Source organism: Microlunatus kandeliicorticis (assembly GCF_014137855.1).
Lineage (GTDB): Bacteria > Actinomycetota > Actinomycetes > Propionibacteriales > Propionibacteriaceae > Microlunatus > Microlunatus kandeliicorticis.
In genome coordinates this window covers 501914-518732 of record NZ_JACGWT010000003.1, presented here as the reverse complement: position 1 = coordinate 518732, position 16819 = coordinate 501914, and the positions used below count along the sequence as shown (strand labels likewise).

Here is a 16819-nt window from a genome sequence, read left to right as displayed (position 1 = left end):
CGCCGGTCCTCGTGTTTCCTCCCCTCTTCCCGCCTCCGCTTCCCGCGACCCGGTCGGTGCCGGCCGGCGGAACGGCGGGTCAGGCGGCGAGCTGGACGGGCAGCGGCTCCTGGTGCACCACCTGCAGCGAGGTGACGGCGCGGGTCAGACAGACGTAGAGCCGCCGCAGACCGGTGACCGTGTCCGCCTCGCCCGCCACGACGGCAGCCGGTTCCACCACCACCACGTGGTCGAACTCGAGACCCTTGGCGATCGAGGCCGGCACCAGGTCGAGCCGGGTGCGGAACACCTCCTCGTCGAGCGGGTCGGTCTGCTCGCCGAGCACGCCGTAGCCGATCCCGGCCCCGTCCAGCACCCGGCGGGCCCAGTCGAGCCGGGCGTCCGGGACGATCACGCCGATGCTGCCCTCGCGGTCCAGGGCCAGCCGGGCGCTGGTGACCAGCTCGTCCTCCGGCCGGCCCTCGCGGAGCACCAGGTCGCCGCGGCTCCGCCGGATCGCGTACGGCGGGGTCAGCGACGGTGCGATGGTGGGCAGCAGCCGGGCCGCGAACTCGATCACCGCGGCGGGCACCCGGAACCCGGCGACCAGCTCCTCGACGTGCGCACCGGACTGGCCGAGGTGCTGCAGCGACTCCGCCCACGACCGGGTCGCCCACGGCGTGGTCGCCTGCGCCAGGTCGCCGAGCACGGTGACCGACCCGGTGCTGGCCCGGCGGCCGACCGCCCGGAGCTGCATGGCCGACAGGTCCTGCGCCTCGTCGAGGATCACGTGACCGAGGCTCGGCGTCCGGTGCAGCTGGTCGAGGGCCTCGTCGATCAGCACCACGTCGGCCAGGCTCCACCGCGCCGCCCGCGCCGAACGCGCCGGCTTCCGCATCATGATCATCCGCTGTTCGTCGGGGTCGAGCACCCCCTCGGCGTGGGTGGCCAGGAAGGCGGGCTCGGTGAGCAGCCGCAGGATCACCTTCGCCGGGTCGAGGGCCGGCCAGACCGCGTCGACCCAGCTCTTCACCGGCTTGCTGCGGGCCACCGCGTTCTGCACCCGGTCGTCGGGGGAGTCGCCGGCCGCCTCCATCCGCAGCAGCACCTGGTGGGCCAGCCGCTGGGGCAGCATGTCGCGGGCGGCCGCGTAGCGGATCCCGCGGCCGCGGAGCTCGGCGACGATCTCGGCGGCCAGATAGGTGGGCACCCGCCACTGGTGCGCACCGCGGGGCACCACCAGCGGTTCGGTCGGTTCGCGGACGCCGTCCCACACCGCCCGGCGGATCACCTCGGCCATCCGGGCGTCACCCTTGACCAGCGCGGCGCCGACCTCGTCGAGACCCCGGACCTCCGCCCCGGTCGCCTTGGTGATCATGGACGCCACGGTGGCCTGGGTGGCGTCGATCTCGCCCAGCGCGGGGAGCACGTCGCCGATGTAGGACAGGAAGCTGTCGTTCGGCCCGACCACCAGCACCCCGGACCGGCTCAGCTGCTCGCGGTAGGCGTAGAGCAGGTAGGCGGCCCGGTGCAGCCCGACCGCGGTCTTGCCGGTGCCCGGCGCGCCCTGGACGCAGATCGAGGTGGCGAGGTCGGCCCGGACGATGCTGTCCTGCTCGGGCTGGATGGTGGCCACGATGTCGCGCATCGGGCCGGTGCGAGGCCGCTCGATCTCGGCCGCGAGGATCTCCGAGGCGGTGCCGGGTCCCTCGGACGGCGCGGTGCCCTCGCCGTGGGCCAGGTCCTCGTCCTCGTAGGCGGTCAGCCGGCCGGTGGAGAACCCGAACCGGCGGCGCAGCGCGACGGTCATCGGTTCGGTCGCGGTCGCGCGGTAGAACGGCAGCGAGACCGGCGCGCGCCAGTCGATCACCAGCGGTTCGCCGCCCGCCTCGCCGGTGACGTGTCGTCGTCCGATGTAGAGCCGCTCCGCGCGTTCGGCGCCGAGGGCGGGGTCGTAGTCGAGCCGGCCGAAGAAGAGCGGCACGGTGGGGTCGTCCTCGAGCGCCTGCATCCGGCGCCAGAGCACCTGCTTGAGGTGCTCGGTCGAGACGCGGTCGCCGCCGACGGCGGTCAGCCCGGCAGTGTGGGCGCGCATCCGGGCCAGGGCCGCGCGGGAGTCGGCCAGGTGCTGCTGCTCGGCCGCGAGCGCCGGGTCGGGTGGGTGCGACGGGTCGGGTCGGGGTTGGTCGGGCTCGCTCTCGGGCACGCAGGAACCTCCGATGGAGATCGGTTCGCGAGGTGGTGTGGGCGCGGAGACGTTACCCGCCGGACGCCTGCGCGTCCACGGCTTTTCCGGACCGCCAGACTGTGCACCGTGAGTCCGGAACGCAGCTTCACCATCCCCGAGGACCCGGCCGACCGGCCGCGCAGGACCAGGACCGCCGCGCGGGTGGTGCTGCTCGACCCCGACGACCGCGTCCTGCTGTTCTGTGACAGCGATCCGGGCCTGCCCCAGTACCGGTGGTGGGTCACCCCGGGCGGTGGCGTCGACCCCGGCGAGACCGAGGCGCAGGCGGCGGTCCGCGAGGTCGCGGAGGAGACCGGGGCGGTGATCACCGAGCAGGAGCTGATCGGGCCGGTGGCCCGCCGGGTGGCCGTCCACGGCTATTCCGACCAGGTGCTCGAGCAGGCGGAGTGCTTCTACCTGGCCCGGGTCGACCCGTTCGAGGTGGACGTGTCGGCGTTCACCGAGGAGGAGAAGGTCACCATGCTCGACCACCGCTGGTGGCCGCTGGCCGAGCTGACCGGTACCGCCGAGTGGATCTGGCCGAGCCGACTGGTCGAGCTGGTCGGTCTGGAGCACCGTCCCGACCGGTGGCCGCTCGACCTCGGCACCGAGACGGGGGAGTCCACCCGGCCCGTCTGAGCCGCGTGGTAGCTTCGAACACATGAGCGAATCACCGCGTGCGTCCGTCGGCGACGAGTCCCAGGAGCCGGAGGTGCTCGGCGCGCCGGAGCCGGAGAGCGGCGCCCAGCGTGACCCGGAGCAGTGGGTGACCGGCGACCAGCCGGCCACCGGACCGCAGAAGAGCTACCTGGACAGCCTGGCCCGGCAGGCCGGCGAGCAGATCAGCGCCGATCTCACCAAGGCGGAGGCCTCCGAGCACATCGAGCGGCTGCAGCAGAAGCTGGGCGTCGAGCCGAGCTGACCGGTCACCGGGTCGGCACGGGTCGCTGCCGGGCGACGCGGGAGCGCGCGCCGGGTCGGGTGAGGTCACGAATGGGTCGCGGCCCCGGCGCGTCGACGGTCGGCTGCCAGGGCGGTCCCAGCTTCGGCTCCGACAATGAGCGCAGGCCCGGCCGCGCGGCGCGACGGGCCGTCTTCCCCGTAGTCCTTCGCTCGTCTTCCCCAGGAGGCCGCCGTGACGACCTTGAGTGCGCCCGAGCTGCTCAACCCGATGCTCCACCAGGCGCTGCGGCGACGTCGGTTGCGCCGTCGTTCGCGGTTGCTGCTGGCCGGCTGGCTGGTCTTCGGGGCGATCCACATCGCCCTGTGGTGGGTGGCGTACGACTCGACCGGGTTGCACGTCCCGACCGGTCTGCTCGGTCTGCTGGTCTGGCCGCTGCTGCTCGCCTCGACGGCCTGCTTCATCGGCTTCCTCGGCTACCGGATCCGCCGCACCATCGACGACTGACGCCCCCGCTTGATCAACCCCTGTGCCCGGGGGCGAACGGTCCGCTCAGCGCGCGGTGGGTCCGGCGGTGCTCGGGGCGAGGGCCAGCAGCGGCATCGCCCGGCCCACCAGGGGGCCGACGGTGAGCGCGAACACCACGGTGGCGACGCCGACGGTGCCGCCGAGGAGCCAGCCGACCAGCAGCACCGAGCCCTCGATGAGGATGCGGGCCAGGTAGATCGGGACGCCGAGCCGGTGGAGTCCGGTCATCAGGCCGTCGCGCGGGCCGGGTCCCCAGCCGACGCCGACGTAAAGACCGGTCCCGACGGCGATGCAGAGCAGTGCCAGCACCAGATAGACGATCTGCAGGGCCAACGGGCCGGCCGTGGGGAGCAGGGCGACGCCGAGGTCGAGGACCGGTCCGACCAGCAGCGCGTTGGCCACGGTCCCGAGTCCCGGGCGCTGGCGGAGCGGGATCCACAGCAGCAGCACGCCGGCCGAGCTGATCACGGTCACCTCGCCCAGGGTGAGGTGGAACCGTTGGGAGACGCCGGAGGCGAAGACGGTCCAGGGGTCGAGGCCGAGGCCCGCGCGGACCAGCAGCGCCAGACCGAGCCCGAAGAGCACCAGCCCGGCGAGCAGCCGGACGCTGCGGACGACCGGCCGGTCGGACCACCGGCTCCGGCTCAGCGGGGTCGCGGTCACCGGTGCCTCACGACCTCGACGCTACTGTGCGCCAGCGGCGAGGGATCCGGCGTCCCAGCCCGAGAGCGGGCTGAGAAGGGACCGCCCGGCGCGGTGCGGCACCTGCCGTCCGGTGATCATGGCGGGGTGAACGCCGACCGCCGCGGTGCGGAACAGCAGCGACTGGACGAGGCCGACACCGGGACCGTCGACTGGCGGGGCTGGGGCCCCTACCTGGCCGAGCGGGCCTGGGGGACCGTCCGGGAGGACTACAGCGCCGACGGCGACGCCTGGCGGAGCTTCCCGCACGACCACGCCCGCTCCCGCGCGTACCGCTGGAACGAGGACGGCATGGCCGGCTTCTGTGACGACGGGCAGGACTGGTGCCTGGCGCTGGCGCTGTGGAACGGCGCCGACCCGATCCTCAAGGAGCGGATGTTCGGGCTCGGTGGACCCGAGGGCAACCACGGCGAGGACGTCAAGGAGTACTGGTGGCACGTCGACGCCACCCCGACGCACAGCTGGAACGTCTGGCGCTACCACTACCCGCAGCGCGCCTTCCCCTACGACGACCTGGTGGCCACCAACGCGTCCCGGTCGCGGACCGACCCCGAGTACGAGCTGGCCGACACCGGGGTGTTCGACGACGACCGCTACTGGGTGGTCGAGGTCACCTACGCCAAGGCCGCCGCGCACGACCTGCTGATGGAGATCACGGTCGAGAACGCCGGGCCCGACCCGGCAGAGCTGCACGTCCTGCCCACCCTGTGGTTCCGCAACCGGTGGTCGTGGGGCGCCCCGACCAGCGCGGGGGAACCGCGGCCGTCGTTGCGCTGGACCGGTGACCGGGTGGTGGCCGAGAGCGACCGGTCGGGACGGCTGGTGCTGGCCGCCGACGGCGAGTTCGAGCCGCTGTTCTGCGCCAACGAGACCAACACCGCCCGGCTGTACGGGGCGACCGACGGACCGCGGTACCCGAAGGACGGCATCGCCGACCACGTGCTGCACGGCACCGACTCCGTGGACCCGTCGCGCAGCGGGACCAAGGCGGCGCTGCACCACCGGTTGCGGGTCGGGCCCGGGGAGCGACGGACGGTCCGGCTCAGGCTGCAGGCGAGCCCGGGGTCGGACCACGGCGCGGTCGACCTCGGGGACGGGTTCGCGCAGGTGATCACCGACCGCCGGGCGGAGGCGGACGCCTTCTGGTCCGAGCTGGCCGAGCGCGCCGGGTGCACCGGTGACCGGGGCCGGCTGGTCCGCAGCGCGCTGTCCGGACTGCTGTGGAGCAAGCAGTTCTACCATTACGACGTCGCCACCTGGCTGGACGGCGACCCGGCCGAACCCCGACCGCCGGCCCGGCGCGGGGCGGTCCGCAACGGTGACTGGCGCCAGGTCAGCTGCCACGACGTGATCGTGATGCCGGACGTCTGGGAGTACCCGTGGTTCGCGGTCTGGGACTGGGCGTTCCACTGCGTGACGCTGGCCCACGTCGACCCGGCGCTGGCCAAGGCCCAGCTGATCCTGGCGCTGCGCGAGTGGTACCTGCACCCGACCGGGATGCTGCCGGCGTACGAGTGGGACTTCTCCGACGTCAACCCGCCGGTGCACGCCTGGGCGGCGCTGACCGTGTTCCTGATCGACGGTGGCCGCGACACCGCGTTCCTGGCCCGGGTGTTCCACAAGCTCTTGATCAACTTCACCTGGTGGGTGGCCACCAAGGACCACGGCGACAACAACCTCTTCGAGGGCGGGTTCCTCGGTCTGGACAACATCGCCCCGCTGAACCGCTCGGCGGTGCCGCCGGAGCTGGGCACGCTCGAGCAGTCCGACGCCACCGCCTGGATGGCGTTCTACGCGCTGACCATGCTCGACATCGCGATCACGTTGTGCGGCCGCGACCGCAGCTACGAGGACGTGGCGACCAAGTTCTTCGAGCAGTTCCTCACCATCGCCGGGGCGGCCAACAACGCCAGCCTGTGGCACCCCGAGGACGGCTTCTACTACGACGTCCTGCACCTGACCGACGGCACCGACGTCCCGCTGCGGGTGAAGTCGCTGGTCGGGCTGATCCCGGTCACTGCGGTCAGCAGTCTCGAGCAGATGCCGTTGGCCGACCTGCCCGACTTCACCGCCCGGGCCGACTGGTTCACCGACCACCATCCCGAGCTGGCCGGCGCGGTGCAGCGGCACCCGCGCGACGGCGTCGAGCACCGACTGCTGGCGCTGGTCGACCCGGACCGGTTGCGGACGGTGCTGGCCGCGGCCTTCGACGAGGCCGGGATGCTGTCGGCGCACGGGATCCGCTCGGTGTCGGCCTGGCACCGCGAGCACCCGTTCCGGGTCGAGCTCGGTGGCGTGTCGGCCGGGGTGGACTACGAACCGGGGGAGTCGACCACCGCGCTGTTCGGCGGCAACTCCAACTGGCGCGGACCGGTCTGGATGCCGCTCAACGTGCTGCTGGTCGAGGCGCTGCGCCGCTACGACGAGGTGCTCGGGGCCGACTTCACCGTCGAGTACCCGACCGGCTCGGGGCGTCGGCTCCGGCTGCACGACGTCGCCGACGACCTCGCCGGGCGGCTGGCCGGGCTGTTCCTCCCCGGCCCCGACGGGGTCCGTCCCTCCGACACCGGCTCCCGGTTCGCCACCGACCCCCGCTGGAACGCCGACCCGACCTTCTCCGAGTACTTCCACGGCGACACCGGCGCCGGTCTGGGCGCCTCGCACCAGACCGGCTGGACCGCCCTGGTCGCCCACCTGCTGCTCACCCGCCACGCCGACGACCCCGTCTCCTGAACCCGGAACCGCGCCCTGAGCCCGTCGAGGGGCGTGAACGGTGCCCTGAGCCTGTCGACGGGCAGTGCGCCGGGAACCGGTGCCCTGAGCCCTTCGGGTGTGGGTCGGGAGAACGGTGCCCTGAGCCTGCGAAGGGCGGATGGTGGAAAGGTGCCCTGAGCCTGTCGAAGGGCGGATGGTGGAAAGGTGCCCTGAGCCTGTCGAAGGGCGGAAAACGGAACCCGGGCAGCAAACCCCTTCAGGGGTGCCCGAGCCTGTCGAAGCGCCATCATCTCCGCGCACCACGCGCAAGCGCAGGGAGATCATGAACCCGCCCCTCGATCAGCGCGAGCTTCTTCTCCCGTCGCCATCGCTTCAGCTGGTGCTCGAGCCAGTAGGCGTCACTGATCCGCTCGGACTCCTGGTACCAGACGAGCTTCACCGGCCGTCTGGTCGCCGTGTGCCCGGCGACTGTGCCCAGCGCGTGCTCGTTGACCCGCTGATCGAGGTTCCGGGTGCTCCCGACGTAGAGCGACCCGTCTGCGCACTCGAGGATGTAGGTGTACGGCACGCTTCGAGAGTGGAGCGGTGGACGGTGCGATCGTCGGGCGTGTTCCGCATCTGTGGATGACGCTCGGTTGTCCACAGCTCGGGTCGGCTGCCCTTCGACAGGCTCAGGGCACCGTTCAGGAGTTCACTGCTGAGGCGCCGTTCTCGCCCTTCGACAGGCTCAGGGCACCGTGCAGGGGTTGGGTGTCCGGGTTCCGTTTGCTGCCCCTCGACGGGCTCAGGGCACCGTGCAGGGGTTGGGTGTCCGGGTTCCGTTTGCTGCCCTTCGACGGGCTCAGGACACTCGGGGTGAGGTGATCACTCGGCGGCGATCGCGTCCTCGGCGTCCATGATCCGGTAGCCGTAGCCCTGCTCGGCGAGGAAACGCTGCCGGTGCTGGGCGAACTCGGCGTCGACGGTGTCGCGCGAGACCACGGCGTAGAAGCGGGCGGTGGTGTGGTCCTGCTTGGGGCGGAGCAGCCGGCCGAGCCGCTGGGCCTCCTCCTGCCGCGAGCCGAAGGCGCCGGAGACCTGGATCGCCACCTGCGCGGTGGGCAGGTCGACCGAGAAGTTGGCGACCTTGCTCACCACCAGCAGGTCAATCTCGCCCGACCGGAACTGCTCGTAGAGCTTCTCCCGCTGCCGGACGCTGGTCTCGCCCTTGATCAACGGCGCGCCGAGCCGTTCGGCCAGCTCGTCGAGCTGGTCGACGTACTGGCCGATCACCAGGGTGGGCACCCCGCGGTGCTTGGCCACCAGGTCGACGACCACGTCGGTCTTGGTGTCCGCCGTCGCGGCCAGCCGGTACTTGACGTCCTCCTCGGCCACCGCGTACGTCATCCGCTCGTGGTCGGTCAGCGTGACCCGCACCTCGACGCAGTCGGCCGGGGCGATGTAGCCCTGCTGCTCGATGTCCTTCCACGGCGCGTCGTAGCGCTTCGGGCCGATCAGACTGAACACGTCGCCCTCGCGGCCGTCCTCGCGGACCAGCGTCGCGGTCAGCCCGAGCCGACGCCGGGCCTGCAGGTCGGCGGTCATCCGGAACACCGGGGCCGGCAGCAGGTGCACCTCGTCGTAGAGGATCAGACCCCAGTCGCGGGCGTCGAAGAGCTCGAGGTGCGGGTGCACCCCGCCGCGCTTGGTGGTGATCACCTGGTAGGTGGCGATGGTGACCGGGCGGATCTCCTTCTTGGCCCCGGAGTACTCGCCGATCTCGTCGGCGGTCAGCGTGGTCCGCTTGATCAGCTCGTCGCGCCACTGCCGGGCCGAGACGGTGTTGGTGACCAGGATCAACGTCGTCGCGCGGGCCGCGGCCATGGCGGCCGCGCCGACGATCGTCTTGCCCGCGCCGCAGGGCAGCACGACCACGCCGGACCCACCGTGCCAGAACGACTCGGCCGCCTCCTTCTGGTACGGCCGCAGCGACCAGCCGTCCTCGGTCAGGTCGATCGCGTGCGCCTCGCCGTCGACGTAGCCGGCGAGGTCCTCGGCGGGCCAGCCCAGCTTGAGCAGGACCTGTTTGAGGTGGCCGCGCTCCGACGGGTGCACCACCACGGTGTCGTCGTCGATCCGGTTGCCCAGCAGCCCTTTGACCCGCGCGCTCTTGAGCACCTCGGTGAGCACCGCGCGGTCGGTGCTGACCAGCACCAGACCGTGGGTCGGGTGCTTCTCGATCCGCAAGCGGCCGTAGCGGTCCATGGTGTCGGCGACGTCGACCAGCAGCGACGGCGGCACCGGGTAGCGGCTGTAGGTGAGCAGCACGTCGACCACCTGCTCGGCGTCGTGCCCGGCGGCGCGGGCGTTCCACAGCCCGAGCGGCGTCAGCCGGTAGGTGTGGATGTGCTCGGGGGCCCGCTCCAGCTCGGCGAACGGGGCGATGGCGATCCGGCAGGCGGGGGCGTCGGGATGGTCGACCTCGAGCAGCAGACTGCGGTCGGACTGGACGACCAGAGGACCTGCGTTCACACGTGCTCCTTGGACGGACGAGCGGGCATCGCTCCAGCTTAGGTCGGCTCTGCACCGGCCCGGGCCGGCGTGGCTAGAGTCGGCCCATGGCGACCGCAGAGCCCGTGGAGATCGATCCGGACGTGCCGCCCAGCGGCCACGGCTGCGCCGAGTGCGAGGCCGGTGGCGGCTGGTGGTTCCACCTCCGGCGCTGCGCCGCGTGCGGGCACATCGGCTGCTGTGACAGCTCGCCGTCCCAGCACGCCACCGGCCACTACCGCGAGACCGGCCACCCGGTGATGACCAGCTTCGAGCCGGGCGAGGACTGGTTCTGGGACTTCCGCACCGAGGTGGCCTTCGAGGGCCCCGAGCTGGTCGGCCCGACCGAGCACCCGGTCGACCAGCCGGCTCCGGGCCCGGCCGACCGCGTCCCCGCCGACTGGACCTCGCGGCTCAACTGACCCGACGGCAGGGGCTGAGCGGCGCGTCCAGCAGGGCCCGGTTGAGAGGACCGGGTCAGTCCGTCGGCCGGACGACCGAGATCCGGGCCAGCGGGATGCTGACGGTCTCGTCGGTCGCCGGGTCGGTGGCGCGGACCAGACCGGGGGAGAGGCTCAGCCCGTCGAGCACCCGCTCGGTGCGGTCGCCGTCGGGGTCGACCCAACCGATCCGGACCGGACGTCCGGCGCGGGCGGCGTCGGTGAGCAGCTCGAGCGCGCCGGCCGTGTCGGGCTCGGGCACCGAGCCGCGCCGCGCGTCAGCGGCCAGCACCGCGTCGGCCACCTCCTCGGGCTCCGGCAGCCGGGGCGCTTGCTCGCGGCGGAGCACCGCGCGCTCGGGCGGCCGGGCCGAGAGCACCCGGCCGTCGTCGTCCTCGGCGATCGGGGTCAGCCCGATCCGCTGGAGCAGCCGGACGACCTCCTCGGGTGGTGCCCCGCTGGCCAGCACGCCGGGAGCCAGCACCCGCAGCCGCAGCGCGCCGGCCTCCGGGTGGCCGAGCAGCGACGCCTGCTGGGCGGGGTCCTCGATCCGGAGCACGGCCTCGGCGGGTCCGACCCGGATGCTGCCGTGCTGCCGAGCGACGTCGTCGACGAGGTAGCTCAGCGGCTGCGGCACCGGCGTCACCGAGTGCTCGGCCAGCCAGGCGTGCAGCTGCTGGGCGGCCCAGCCGGCGTCGAAGGCGCGCCGGATCGAGGTCGGCCCGAACCGGTAGACCGCGCCGCCGCCGCGGGACTCCTCGTCGGCCATCAGCCGCAGGTCGGTCGCCACGTCGTGGGCCAGCGGCCCGGGCGCGACCGCGGTCAGGTCGGACTGGATGACGATCTCGCGGATCGGGTCCGGGAACAGTCCGGCGAGGGCGTCGGTCAGCGGCTGCCGGCGGGCCAGCAGCGACCAGTGCGTGGACGTGGCGCCGAGGGCGCTCAAGCCCAGCCACTCCGCCTCACGCCAGGTCCACTCGACCACCTGGCGGAGCAACCGCTCGGGCCGGGCCAGCGCCGGGCGCCGCCACCGGGCCAGCTCGACCACCGGATCGACGTCGACCAGCGAGCCGGGCGGGAGGGTGGCCACGCAGTCGAGCACCAGAGCACGGGTCTCGCGGGCCCGGGACGACCCGGCCTCGGGGCCGAGCGGACGTCCGCCGTCGGCGGCGGCGGCGAGGAAGTAGCGGTCGGCGCCGAGCCAGGCGTCGGCCAGCCGCCGCCACCGGGTCGGGGCGTCGGCGGCGGCCCAGCGGTCGTAGACGGTGGTCGCCTGGAGCCGGAGCCCCGGGCGGCCCTCGATCAGGTCGGCGGCCGCGGCGAGCTCGATCGCGAAGGTGGCGTAGTCGGCCTCGGCCGCGAGCAGGCGGGCGACGGTGGTCAGGTCGCGGGTGGCCAGTCGGCCGTCCCGGAGCAGCGACAGCGTCTGCTCGGCGACCGCCTGCACGACCACGTCGACGTCGTGCAGCGCGGCCAGCGCGGCCCCGGTCGCGGCCCGGTCGGTCCGGGCGACGTCGCGCTGCTCGGCGGACAGCACCGGCGGCGTCGGTGCCGGCGGGTGCTCGGCCAGCAATCCGCCGCCGTCGCGGGCGCGCAGGTGCAGGGCGACCTCGCGGGGCAGCACGACCGTGTCGGGTCCCTGCGGTCGCAGCAGCCGCCGGGCCAGCAGCCGCTCGACCGGGGTGCGCGCCTGCGCGACGCTGACCGCGCGCTCGGCGTCGCGGACCGCGCCGGTCGGCGGACCCCACTGCAGCCGCCGCAGCACCGCTGCCGCCTCCACGCCGGCGGCCTCGATCTCCGCGGCGATCTCCGCCTCGGGCAGCGGCCGCGACGACGGCGGGGCCAGCCCGCCGGGATAGGCGCCAAGGTGTTCGCGGACCGCACGGACCAGCCGGAGCCCGTCGTCGGGCCCCCAGAGCAGGGCCCTCGTCCGGAGCGCATCGACCGCCGCGGCCACCGCCGCGCGGGTCACCCCGGGACCTGCGAGCAGCGGCAGCAGGTCGTCGAGGGTGCACGGGTCGTCGCCGCAGGCCAGCGCCTCCAGCACGTGCCGCTGCCAGGCGTCCAGACGGTCGACGGCGCGCCGCACCGACGGCGACGTCGCGGCCTGGGTGGCGAGCTCGGTCAGGTCGCGCGGCAGCGGATAGGAGAGGTCCGGACGCGCCCGGAGCAGCGCGACCAGCCCGTCGCGGTCGAGACCGCGGACCGCCTCACCCAGGCTCCGCGGCGTCGCGCTCGCGCTCGACCCCGTGCGGGTCACCCCCACGGCGAGCGCGGCGGGTACTGGCCGGGCGGCGGCGCGGGCTGTTCGCCGCGGCGCAGACCGAGGTAGGCCAGCGTCGGGAGCGAGACGAGCTGCCCGAGGCACACGGCGAGCGTGCAGCGGGAGAGGATCTCGAACCCGGTGAGGTAACCGCTGCTCAGGGCGAGCGAGATCAGCCAGAGCAGGATGATCACGCCCAGCCCGATCGTGAACGAGCGGAGGATGTGCTTCCGGGCGACCCGGATCCGGGTGGCCAGCACCCAGGCGATCGCGTAGGCGAGCGGGGTGATCGAGGTGAGCAGCCCGAAGAGGATGCCGAGGCCGAGCGTGACCCAGACGCCCGGGGTCACCGCGCGCCACACCTCGCCGGCGGTGACCCGGCGGGGACCCCAGGGGGCCGGCTGCTGCAGCGGGGGCGCGCCGAACCAGGCGTTGCTGCCGGGCGCGGCGAAGCCGTTCTGACTGGGCGGTGCCGCGGAGGTGAGCACCAGCGGTTGGTCCGGCGGCGGCCAACCCGTCGTGGGCGGTGCGGTCACCGGGTCACCGGTGGGCGGACCCCAGCCGGCCTGGACGGGGGTGGCCTGGACGGGACCGGCCTGGACGGCACCGGCCTGCCCCGGCGCGGACGCGGCGGTCGGGGCGCCGCCGAGTGATCCGGCGGTGCCGCGGGCGGCGCTCCAGGCGCTGGTGGTCTCGGTCAGGGTGCTGCTGGCCACGGCGAACGGCTCGTGCGGGTCGCGCCGGGGTCCTTCCTCGGCGGGCACCAGCGCCGCCAGCGGGGCCAGCGCGACCCCGGGCCCGTCGAACCGCGGGCGCTCGGCCGGGGCGTTGGCGGCCGGCTGGACGAACGGCGGGGCCTGGTCGAGCGGGGCGAGCCCGGACGGGTCGAACGCGGACGGCCGCTCGAGCGGCGCGTACTCCGGTCCGTCCTGCCAGCTGGCCATGATCGTCAGCTTAATCGGGGCGGGGGCAGCCGCCCCGGGACCGGCCTCAGACCTCGAAGTAGTGGTGCCGGTGCCGCGCACAGCCCGGGTTGAAGGCCGCGCCGCACTGCGGGCAGGCCGGCGCGTCGGCGTCGAGGCCGAGGTAGGTCGCGACGGTGAGCTCGGTGCGGCAGACGCCGCAGAGGACCGCCGGCGTGTCCCACGCGTCGCGCGGCCACCGTCGCGCCGGGTGGACGGCGGTCTCGGCGTGGCAGCTGAGGCAGGGATAGAAGGTGTCGCAGCAGGCGAACCGGATGGCGACCACGTCGGTCGGCCCCGACCAGTGCGCGCACCGGGTCTGGTCGTCGACCACCGGGCCGAGCACGGCCGGCCCTGACTCGTCCGCCGCCGGCCGGACGGGATCGGGCTGGGTCACCCCGCCATCATCCCGCCCGACGGCCCCGGAAGAGTCGGTGCCGGACGAGTCGGTGCCGGCCGGCTCAGTGCTGGACGATGTGCGGCAGCACGCCGTGGTGCCGGTCGCGCCAGGTGAGGTGCAGGTGCGAGGCGCGCGCCATCTTGATCGCGGCCACGCCGCAGACCACGAGGACCATCAGCCCGCAGACGGCCATGCTGGCGCGGGCGCCGATCAGGTCGACGAGCTGGCCGACCAGCGGACCGCCGACGGACTGACCGCCGAGCAGCACCAGCAGGTAGACGCTCATCACCCGGCCGCGGAGCTGCGGGGTGGCGGTCATCTGGACCAGCGAGTTGGCGCCGGTGAGGAACAGCAGGGTGCACAGCCCCACGCTGACCAGCACCGCGGCGAAGAGCCAGTCGGTCGGCGCCAGCGAGGCGACCGCCAGCATCGCGCCGAGCCCGGCGAGGAAGCCGACCAGGGCCCGGAGCCGGAGCTTGCCCGAGCGGCGGGCCGACAGCAGGGCGCCGAGCAGGGCCCCGACGGCGGTCATCGAGTTGAAGATCGAGTAGCCGCCGACGCCGGTCTGGAAGATGTGGTCGGCGAAGGCCGACAGGATCACCGGCATGTTCAGCCCGAACAACGCCATCGCGGCGACCAGCACGATCGTCCAGCCGACCTCGGGGGTACGGCGGATGAAGTGCAGCCCCTCGCTCCAGCGCTCGACCGGGACGGTGTCCGCGGCGGCCGGGCCGGGCGCGGCGGCCGGCTTCGACCGGATCACCGCGAGCATGATCACCACCAGCAGGCAGGAGGCGGCGTTGATCAGGAACGACCAGCCCTGACCGACCGCGCTGATCAGCGCACCCGAGATCGCCGGGCCGACGAGCGCGCCGAGCTGGAAGACCGAGGAGTTGAGGCTGACCGCGTTGCGGATGTGCTGCGGGCCGACCAGCTCGGAGACGAACACCTGCCGGGTCGGGTTGTCCACCACGGTGACGAAGCCGAGGACGGTGGCGATCACCAGCACGTGCCAGGCCTGGACGGTGTGGGTGAGCGCGAGGGTGCCCAGCGCGATCGCCATCAGCGCCGCGGTCGACTGGGTGATCATCAGGATCCTGCGCTTGGGGAAGCGGTCGGCGATCACCCCGCCGAACAGCCCGAAGATCAACACCGGCGCGAACTGCAGGGCGACCGCGATGCCGACCATGCTCACCTTGCCGGTCAGCTGGAGGATCAGCCAGTCCTGAGCGATCCGCTGCATCCAGAGCCCGGTCGTGGCCACCACCTGCGAGCTCAGGTAGAGGCGGTAGTCGCGGACCTCGAGGGCCCGGAAGCTCTTCGGCCAGCCGCGGCGCGCGACCGGCGGCTCGGCGATCGTGGCGGCCGGGGTCCCGACGCGCTCGGCGCGGACGGGCGCGGCGTCGTCGGTGGAGGACGGTGAGGTGACGGGCGGGTGGACACGGGCGGCGGACGCCACGGACACGAGGAACACACCAGCTTCGGCGGAGTGGTCGGACAAGACGGGTCCACCGGCACCGCGGTGTGCACCGCCCCGTGACCGGCTGGACCGGAGCCCGGAGCGACAGATGGACCGCGACAACCATAAGCAGAGCTATGCTATTGCCGCGCAAGATGGGGTCTATAAGTTCCATTGCGCCACGCAATGACTCGACGTGAGCCTTCCGCTGGGGGTGACGAGTGCCGACGGAGTCGTTCGACCCGGTGCTGCTGCGCACCTTCCTGGCGGTCTGCGACCAGCTCAGCTTCAGCCGCGCCGCCGAACAGCTGTCGCTCAGCCAGCCGACCGTCTCCCAGCACGTCCGCCGGCTCGAGGAGGCGTGCGGACGGGTGCTGGTCAGCCGGGACACCCGGCACGTCGGCCTCACCGACAACGGGGAGGCGATGGCCGGCTTCGCCCGGACGATCCTGGCCGCCAACGACGAGGCCGTGTCCTACTTCCGGGGCACCGCGATGGCCGGCCGGCTCCGGTTCGGGGCGGCCGACGAGCTCGCGCTCGGTGAGCTGCCCCGGATCCTCCGCGACTTCCGTCAGCACAACCCGCGGATCAACCTCGAGCTCACCGTCACCCAGAGCGGCACGTTGCTGCGCCGGCTCGAGGCGAACCGTCTCGACCTCATCTTCATCAACCAGGAGGCCGGCAGCGACCGCGGTCGGATGGTCCGGCGCGACCGGCTGGCCTGGGTCGGGCTGGACAACGCCCAGCTCGACCCGACCGCCCCGGTGCCGCTGATCACCTATCCGGCGCCCAGCTTCAGCCGGACCGCGGCGATCGAGTCGCTGACCACAGCCGGTCGCAGCTGGCGGATCACCTGCAACAGCCGCGAGATCAACGGCGTGCTGGCCGCCACCCGGGCCGGGATCGGGATCTGCGTGCTCGCCCAGAGCCGGATCCCGCCCGACCTCCGCTCGCTCAGCGGGCGGTTCCAGCTGCCGCCGCTGCCGCAGGTCGAGATGGCGCTGGTGGCCAACGCGCGGTCGGCCCGCGAGCCGGTCGAGGCGCTGACCCGGGCGATCCGGCACCTGCCGCTGGCCCCGCTCCGCCCCTAGCGGCGCCGGTGCCCGAGAGCCCGGCCGGGCGGAATCCGGTTGGGTCGCTGCGCTGGACGGGGATAGGCTTGGGGCAGACGTCCGGTGGCTTCCACGGCACCGGACCTTTTGGTGTTCGGGGACCGGATGGTGCGGCCCTCGACGCCGTCCCGCCGCTCGGACCGGCCCGGTCCGCGGCTCAGCGCAGTCGTTCGTCGAGTGAGGTCACGGTGCCAACAGGGAAGGTCAGGTTCTACGACTCCGAGAAGGGGTTCGGATTCCTGAGCAAGACCGAGGGTGGGGACGTCTACGTCCGCTCCTCGGCGCTGCCCCCGGGCGTGACCAGCCTCAAGACCGGTCAGCAGGTCGAGTTCGGGATCGTCGAGGGCCGCCGCGGTGAGCAGGCGCTCTCGGTCCGGCTGCTCGAGCAGCCGCCGTCGCTGGCCAAGGCCGCGCGCAAGTCGCCGGACGAGATGGCCGTCATCGTCGAGGACCTGATCAAGATGCTCGACGGGATCGGCAACGGCTACCGTCGCGGCCGGCACCCCGACGCACGGGTCGGCACGAAGGTGGCCACCGTCCTGCGCGCCGTCGCCGACGAGCTCGACGTCTGAGCCGAGCCCCCCGGGCGCGGTCACGACCGC

Annotated in this window: 15 protein-coding genes; 7 read left to right on the top strand and 8 right to left on the bottom strand. The window is 73.4% G+C overall.

Annotated features, from left to right (window positions below):
* Positions 1-79: 79 nt before the first annotated feature.
* Positions 80-2185, bottom strand: a complete 2106-nt coding sequence (locus tag FHX74_RS11485) for a HelD family protein (protein WP_328823774.1) — start codon at positions 2183-2185, stop codon at positions 80-82.
* Positions 2186-2293: 108 nt separating this feature from the next.
* Between FHX74_RS11485 and FHX74_RS11480 the strand changes: the two genes are divergently transcribed.
* From FHX74_RS11480 to FHX74_RS11470, 3 genes are all read left to right on the top strand, one after another.
* Positions 2294-2845 carry an NUDIX hydrolase gene (locus tag FHX74_RS11480; RefSeq protein WP_328823773.1) on the top strand — a complete coding sequence of 184 codons (552 nt, stop codon included), beginning with the start codon at positions 2294-2296 and terminating at the stop codon, positions 2843-2845.
* 22 nt (positions 2846-2867) lie between these two features.
* The gene (locus FHX74_RS11475) at positions 2868-3128 is read left to right on the top strand and encodes a DUF3072 domain-containing protein (RefSeq protein WP_182560234.1); all 261 of its coding nucleotides are present in this window, start codon (positions 2868-2870) and stop codon (positions 3126-3128) included.
* A 213-nt stretch (positions 3129-3341) separates the two neighbouring features.
* Positions 3342-3614 carry a hypothetical protein gene (locus FHX74_RS11470; protein ID WP_182560232.1) on the top strand — a complete coding sequence of 91 codons (273 nt, stop codon included), beginning with the start codon at positions 3342-3344 and terminating at the stop codon, positions 3612-3614.
* 45 nt (positions 3615-3659) lie between these two features.
* Here FHX74_RS11470 and yczE read toward each other — a convergent pair whose 3' ends face one another.
* Positions 3660-4298: a membrane protein YczE gene (gene yczE, locus FHX74_RS11465; RefSeq protein ID WP_220483769.1), complete on the bottom strand. Its 639-nt coding sequence runs from the start codon at positions 4296-4298 to the stop codon at positions 3660-3662.
* A 126-nt stretch (positions 4299-4424) separates the two neighbouring features.
* Between yczE and FHX74_RS11460 the strand changes: the two genes are divergently transcribed.
* Positions 4425-7070, top strand: coding sequence for an MGH1-like glycoside hydrolase domain-containing protein (locus FHX74_RS11460; RefSeq protein ID WP_182560231.1), 2646 nt, complete (start codon positions 4425-4427; stop codon positions 7068-7070).
* A gap of 268 nt (positions 7071-7338) precedes the next feature.
* On the opposite strand, the gene FHX74_RS11455 is transcribed toward FHX74_RS11460, so the two are convergent.
* The gene (locus FHX74_RS11455) at positions 7339-7620 is read right to left on the bottom strand and encodes a GIY-YIG nuclease family protein (RefSeq protein ID WP_182560230.1); all 282 of its coding nucleotides are present in this window, start codon (positions 7618-7620) and stop codon (positions 7339-7341) included.
* A gap of 296 nt (positions 7621-7916) precedes the next feature.
* A complete protein-coding gene (locus FHX74_RS11450) occupies positions 7917-9563 on the bottom strand; it encodes a DNA repair helicase XPB (RefSeq protein WP_182560228.1) in 1647 nt (548 codons plus the stop codon).
* An 86-nt stretch (positions 9564-9649) separates the two neighbouring features.
* On the opposite strand from FHX74_RS11450, the gene FHX74_RS11445 reads away from it, so the two are divergent.
* Positions 9650-10003: a UBP-type zinc finger domain-containing protein gene (locus tag FHX74_RS11445; RefSeq protein WP_182560227.1), complete on the top strand. Its 354-nt coding sequence runs from the start codon at positions 9650-9652 to the stop codon at positions 10001-10003.
* A gap of 55 nt (positions 10004-10058) precedes the next feature.
* Here the strand turns inward: FHX74_RS11445 and FHX74_RS21105 are convergent, their stop codons facing one another.
* The 4 genes from FHX74_RS21105 to FHX74_RS11425 form a co-directional block, all read right to left on the bottom strand.
* A complete protein-coding gene (locus FHX74_RS21105; RefSeq protein ID WP_182560225.1) occupies positions 10059-12281 on the bottom strand; it encodes a helicase-associated domain-containing protein in 2223 nt (740 codons plus the stop codon).
* On the bottom strand, positions 12278-13228 hold the full coding sequence (locus tag FHX74_RS11435) for a hypothetical protein (protein ID WP_182560224.1): 951 nt from the start codon (positions 13226-13228) through the stop codon (positions 12278-12280). The genes FHX74_RS21105 and FHX74_RS11435 overlap by 4 nt, the downstream gene beginning before the upstream one ends.
* Positions 13229-13274: 46 nt before the next feature.
* Positions 13275-13643, bottom strand: coding sequence for a CHY zinc finger protein (locus FHX74_RS20305; protein WP_220483768.1), 369 nt, complete (start codon positions 13641-13643; stop codon positions 13275-13277).
* 64 nt (positions 13644-13707) lie between these two features.
* Positions 13708-15111: an MFS transporter gene (locus FHX74_RS11425; protein ID WP_328823772.1), complete on the bottom strand. Its 1404-nt coding sequence runs from the start codon at positions 15109-15111 to the stop codon at positions 13708-13710.
* 215 nt (positions 15112-15326) lie between these two features.
* Here FHX74_RS11425 and FHX74_RS11420 point away from each other — a divergent pair, with 215 nt between their 5' ends.
* Positions 15327-16196, top strand: coding sequence for a LysR substrate-binding domain-containing protein (locus FHX74_RS11420; protein WP_182560223.1), 870 nt, complete (start codon positions 15327-15329; stop codon positions 16194-16196).
* 209 nt (positions 16197-16405) lie between these two features.
* Positions 16406-16789 (top strand): cold-shock protein, encoded by a 384-nt coding sequence (locus FHX74_RS20300; protein ID WP_182560222.1) that lies wholly within the window; start codon positions 16406-16408, stop codon positions 16787-16789.
* Positions 16790-16819: the final 30 nt, after the last annotated feature.